Genomic DNA, 5127 nt, shown 5'->3' with positions numbered 1-5127 from the left:
TATCCATCCAGCGGCCCCGGCCGTCCATCGAGATCCGGATGCCCGCCTTGTGCAGCGCGCCGGTAAAAGCGCCGCTGGTAAATTGCGACCCCTGGACGCCCTTCTGTATGTCAAGCGGCGAAACGCGATGCATTGACCTCGCGATGGCGGCGTATGATGACGCCATAGACCTCGCGGGCGATGTAGCGTTTCAGGATGCGGATGACTTCGAGTTTGGAGTGACCTTCCGCGATACGCCTGGCGACATAGGCACGTGTCTTTTCGTCGGTTCGCAGGCGACCGATGGCGATGAGGTGCAGAGCGCTGTTGGCTGCCCGATCACCGCCTCGGTTCAGTCGATGGCGGACCGTCTTCCCCGACGAGGCAGGCACCGAGGTGACACCACAAAGGGCAGCGAAGCTTGCTTCGGATTTCAACTGCCACAGCGGGGAGCGATCATTGATCCATTGACCGGGATTGCCCGCGACGGGGCACGACAGATGTTGGCAATGGCGCTGAAGAGCGAGGTGGACGAGTTCCTCGCTCTGCATTCCGAGGAGCGCCTCGCAGACGGCCGGGCGCGGGTGGTGCGGCATGGTAGCGGGCCGGAGCGGGCGATCCAGACAGGCATTGGCCCCTTGACGGTTGCGCGCCCGAAAGTCCGGGATCGCGCCCCTGACGATGCCGGGATGGACCGTATCCGGTTTTCCTCGGCGATCCTGCCGAAATGGGCCCGTCGAACCCGGAGCCTCGATGCCCTTTTGCCGGTGCTCTATCTGCGTGGCGTTTCGATGGGCGATTTTCAGGAGGCGTTGACGGCCCTTCCGGGCAAGGAGGCCCCGAACGTGTCGCCGGGCGTGATCGCGCGCCTGACCGCGGGATGGCAGGAAGAGTATGACCGCTGGCAACGACGCGACCTGTCCGCCCGGCATTACGTCCATATCCGGGCGGACGGGGTCTATCTCCAGGCGCGCATGGAACCTGTGGCCGAATGCATGCTGGTCGTGATCGGCGCGACCCCGGAAGGGAAGAAAGAGCTGGTCGGCTTTCAGGTCGGCGTCCGGGAAAGCACGCAGAGCTGGCGCGAACTGCTGGTCGATCTCAAGGCGCGCGGCCTGGGCATCGCCCCGGAACTGGCGGTCGGCGACGGGGCGCCCGGTTTCTGGAAAGCCCTGGACGAGGTCTTCCCCGGCACGCGTCATCAGCGCTGCTGGTTTCACAAGATCGGCAATGTGGTGAACAAATTCCCCAAGCCCATGATCCCGGCCGTCAAATCCGACCTGCGCGATATCCATCATGCCGAGACGCGGGCCGCGGCACAGGATGCCATGGCCGTCTTCGCAGAGAAATACGGGGCCAAATATCCGGCGGCCGTCAAATGCCTGCACAAGGATGCTGACGCGCTGCTGGCCTTCTACGATTTCCCCGCCGAACACCGGGAGCATTTGCGCACCTCCAACCCGGTCGGGAGCGTCTTTGCCACCCTTCGGCACAGAACGGCGCGGACAAAGGGCGCGCTGTCGCAGAAAACCGCCAGGCTGATGGTGTTCACCCTCGTTCAGGCCGCGTCAAAAACCTGGCGACGGCTTCAGGGCGCAAACCAGTTGCCCCGCATCATCGAAGGCGTCGTCTTCACCAACGGCGTCGCCAAAACCGACGCCATCACACACAGCGCCGCCTGATCAGAACGCGTCACCCAAATTCGTGCATAGCTCCGGAACCGGCCGTTGAAGCTCTCGACGAACCCGTTCTGCTGCGGCTTTCCCGGCGCGATATAGTGCCACAGCACCGACCGCTTCTGCTGCCAGGCCAGGATCGCGTTCGAGGTCATCTCGGTGCCATTGTCGCTGACGATCATCATGGGAAAGCCTCGGCTTTCTGCGATCCGGTCCAGTTCGCGGCCAAGCCGTTCGCCCGACAGCGATGTGTCGGCGACCAGACCGAGGCATTCCCGGGTGTAGTCGTCGACCACCGTCAGCAACCAGCTATCGAGTTGCCGCGCTCAGCTCCTCTTCAGGCATCCAACGCCGATCCGAGCGGGGTTCTTCGAACCGTCCAGTTGCCGGTGCCGTGGCCAGGATGCTCGCGGTCAGCACGCTATCCGGACGCACGATGAGTGACGCGGGTGTGCTGCCGCTTCCGTCAGGTCAGACAGTCACCTGAACGACCCACAACACCGTGCGATCTGTGAGGGAAAGCAGGCCGTCAGGACGTATATCGCATCATATAACGCGGCCACACAGTCGAATATCTATGCCCCTTTTATGTATCACCCCGGTAGATCATGGAAGCGGTGTTTTATAGCGGCATGCATAAGGCCTGATCCAACATGGATCTGGCCGCCACACCAGCTTCATACCCCAAGAAACAAGCAAGTTAGACGGACGGTTATTTGTTGTAATATCATGAACTTTTCCATCGAATGGGCGTGCGAGTGCTATCCATCGCTCTCCTTGCGAATCAGGAAGTGACCGAAAGTCATTAATATTCGATAATTTACCATATTTATCTTCAACGGCAAATTCACGGAAGTAACTATCAGTCCATGCAGGTGGAACTTCATGCAGAGTCAGCATCCAGACATGAGAAGACCCGTCGGGCACCTGAACTGGTAGAATGCGAATACAGGATACTAGAAAAATTGCACCTATGATGCTTGCTGCTATCCGCCATTGCTGCGAAAACAGCACGTGCAAACCATACCAAGCCAAGAGACCCATGGCAGGTAGAAGCCACTTGAAATAATGAATATTATTATAACGCCAAAGTCCTCCAGGAATCAGATCGATATAAGAAAAAAACAACAGACTGTAAGAAACGCATAACACTGCCAGCAAGACATAAGGCACATCTTTTCGACTGCGAGCGACCCAAGGCAGCATGGCGATGCCTGCGATACCAAAAAATAGCCAATGCATGTGTTCCATCAGACCTTCACCATCAGGAAACCATGGGCGTGGTGTTACCAGAAGTAGGTATGTTTTCCACCACAGAAGATCTATTCTAAACCCAAGATTTCTTGAATGAATCATGTAGTCCGATAGCCTAAATCCATATATCTTAATATAGATATAAGAAATTGGAATAAGCGCGATAAATGACCCTGTGGTTATTGATATAATTTCCTTAAAATGTATATCTCTGTTCAACACAGAAGTAAAAAAACAGAAAGTTACTATCGTAAAAGATATAATAATATCTGTTGGGCGATTAAATGGAATAAGTACAAGCAAAATTCCTAAGAACATGAATAAAGGAATGCGGTGTTTATCAATTCTACTCTCGTTATTTATTAAACTTAGGCGAGTTCCTAGGGCCAAAGACCACCAAATGAGAGCCGAAGATAAGGTAGTGTTCCAAGGTTCGGCCCATACGTCCAAAATCTGACGGGGGAACATAGTCGTCCCGATTGCAATAAGCGTTGCTACAAATGTCGAAACACCCAAACTTTCTGCAAAAAAAATGATCCCGCTGGCGGTTATCAGAAGACATAACAAATCAGGGATTAGATAGGAGTGGTTTCCCATCCAAACAAAGGGTACCCCTAGTAACGCATATCCGAGGGGATACCAATGACTAGAAGGTGACAAGTCAAATTGTGCCAGTGCCTGAGCAGATTGAAGGTATTTTGATTGATCAAACCAGCCCCACCACCCTTTCGGGAAAGCAGATTTCGGCGACGGATATGCAGGATTATGGACATATCCTACAAGGTACATGACTACAAGAATAATTGTTCCTGACGTCAAAATAAAATATCTAGTTTTATTACTAATAATGTTTGGAATAATCATGATTATAATTCTCTATAAGTGCATTAATATTATGTTATCATATGGTTTTATCTTAATATAGTAAAAAATGTACAATATATTATTTCCTTATTTCTTGTAAACTATAACTATAGTTTCGCTTAGTTTTTAAGATTCACTGATAACTGATCCTGAGTTTTCAACAGGGACTAAACCGGCTTGTTGTTATCTCTCCTGTGTTTATGACGAGGTCAAGCGGCTACGGCCTATTTGAGGTGGTCCCCTTCGTTCGGACAGATTTGCGGGTTGAATAAGCTATCGCCCGGTCGTTGCTATGCCGCCACTTTCTCGTTGTTGCTGACCGACACCGCTGCCGGGGTTAACCCCGGCAGCGGTGTCGGAGCGGACCCATGATACGCCTCATCGGGCGTGCGTCCAGCCAGCGCCGTATGCGGGCGCCGCGAATTATAATGACCAATCCATTTCGCAAGGCCGGCACGAAGTTCCGAGCCGGTCTCGAAAGCGTGGAGATACACGCATTCATATTTCAATGACCGCCAGAGCCGTTCGATGAAGACATTGTCCATCCAGCGGCCGCGCCCGTCCATGCTGATGCGGATCTGCCTCTCCTGCAGCACTTCGGTGAAGCGCGGCGTGGTGAATTGGCTGCCCTGGACGCCCTTCTGTTTGTCAAGCGGCGAAACGCGATGCATTGACCTCGCGATGGCGGCGTATGATGACGCCATAGACTTCGCGGGCGATGTAGCGTTTCAGGATGCGGATGACTTCGAGTTTGGAGTGACCTTCCGCGACACGCCTGGCGACATAGGCACGTGTCTTTTCGTCCGTTCGCAGGCGGCCGATGGCGATAAGATGCAGAGCGCTGTTGGCTGCCCGGTCACCGCCTCGGTTCAGTCGATGGCGGATCGTTTTTCCCGACGAGGCTGGTACCGGGGTGACACCGCAAAGGGCAGCGAAGCTTGCTTCGGATTTCAACCTGTCGGGATTGTCGCCAGCCGTCAGGAGAAGCTGGGCGGCTCCATTGTGACCAATGGAATTGCGGGCGACGAGTTCCGGCGCCAGTTCTTCGACAATCGCCTTGATCATCAGGTCCAACTCGGCGATCTCGTCGTGCAGTTCGAGATAGCGGCGTGCGAGGGATTTGAGGCTGATCCGATAAGCGGCTTCGAGATTGCGGTGGCGGTGAGGTATAGAGGCGGCCCATTTCAGTGCGGACTTCGGCGATGTCGATGTGAAAGTAGCCGATCGGATAGGTCCTGAACTTTGAACGCTTCGGCTTATCGCCTTCGGCGTCGGGCAGGCGGCTGATCCCATGGCGCTGAAAACAACGATGCAAAGAAGAGCGCGTCAGATGCGGGATTGTCGCCTGAAGCGT

At 54.5% G+C, this 5127-nt stretch carries 2 protein-coding genes and 5 pseudogenes; 1 reads left to right on the top strand and 6 read right to left on the bottom strand.

Going from position 1 to position 5127, the window contains the following annotated elements:
• Positions 1-110: 110 nt before the first annotated feature.
• A pseudogene (locus EDC31_RS17060) lies at positions 111-419 on the bottom strand (transposase); the annotation flags it as partial.
• Between EDC31_RS17060 and EDC31_RS17055 the strand changes: the two are divergent.
• Positions 417-1661, top strand: a complete 1245-nt coding sequence (locus EDC31_RS17055) for an IS256 family transposase (protein ID WP_132127204.1) — start codon at positions 417-419, stop codon at positions 1659-1661. The pseudogene EDC31_RS17060 and the gene EDC31_RS17055 sit on opposite strands and share 3 nt — an antisense overlap.
• Positions 1662-1693: 32 nt before the next feature.
• Here the strand turns inward: EDC31_RS17055 and EDC31_RS17050 are convergent.
• From EDC31_RS17050 to EDC31_RS17030, 5 genes and pseudogenes are all read right to left on the bottom strand, one after another.
• Positions 1694-1960 (bottom strand): annotated as a pseudogene (locus tag EDC31_RS17050) (DDE-type integrase/transposase/recombinase); the annotation flags it as partial.
• A gap of 301 nt (positions 1961-2261) precedes the next feature.
• The gene (locus EDC31_RS17045; protein ID WP_132127203.1) at positions 2262-3773 is read right to left on the bottom strand and encodes a hypothetical protein; all 1512 of its coding nucleotides are present in this window, start codon (positions 3771-3773) and stop codon (positions 2262-2264) included.
• A gap of 290 nt (positions 3774-4063) precedes the next feature.
• A pseudogene (locus tag EDC31_RS17040) lies at positions 4064-4405 on the bottom strand (transposase); the annotation flags it as partial.
• Between the two features lie 16 nt (positions 4406-4421).
• Positions 4422-4931, bottom strand: a pseudogene (locus EDC31_RS17035) (transposase); the annotation flags it as partial.
• A gap of 10 nt (positions 4932-4941) precedes the next feature.
• Positions 4942-5127: pseudogene (locus tag EDC31_RS17030) on the bottom strand (IS481 family transposase); the annotation flags it as partial.

Source organism: Acidomonas methanolica (assembly GCF_004346035.1).
Lineage (GTDB): Bacteria > Pseudomonadota > Alphaproteobacteria > Acetobacterales > Acetobacteraceae > Acidomonas > Acidomonas methanolica.
Note: the sequence above shows the minus strand (reverse complement) of the source record. Positions and strands in the feature narration are given on the sequence as shown.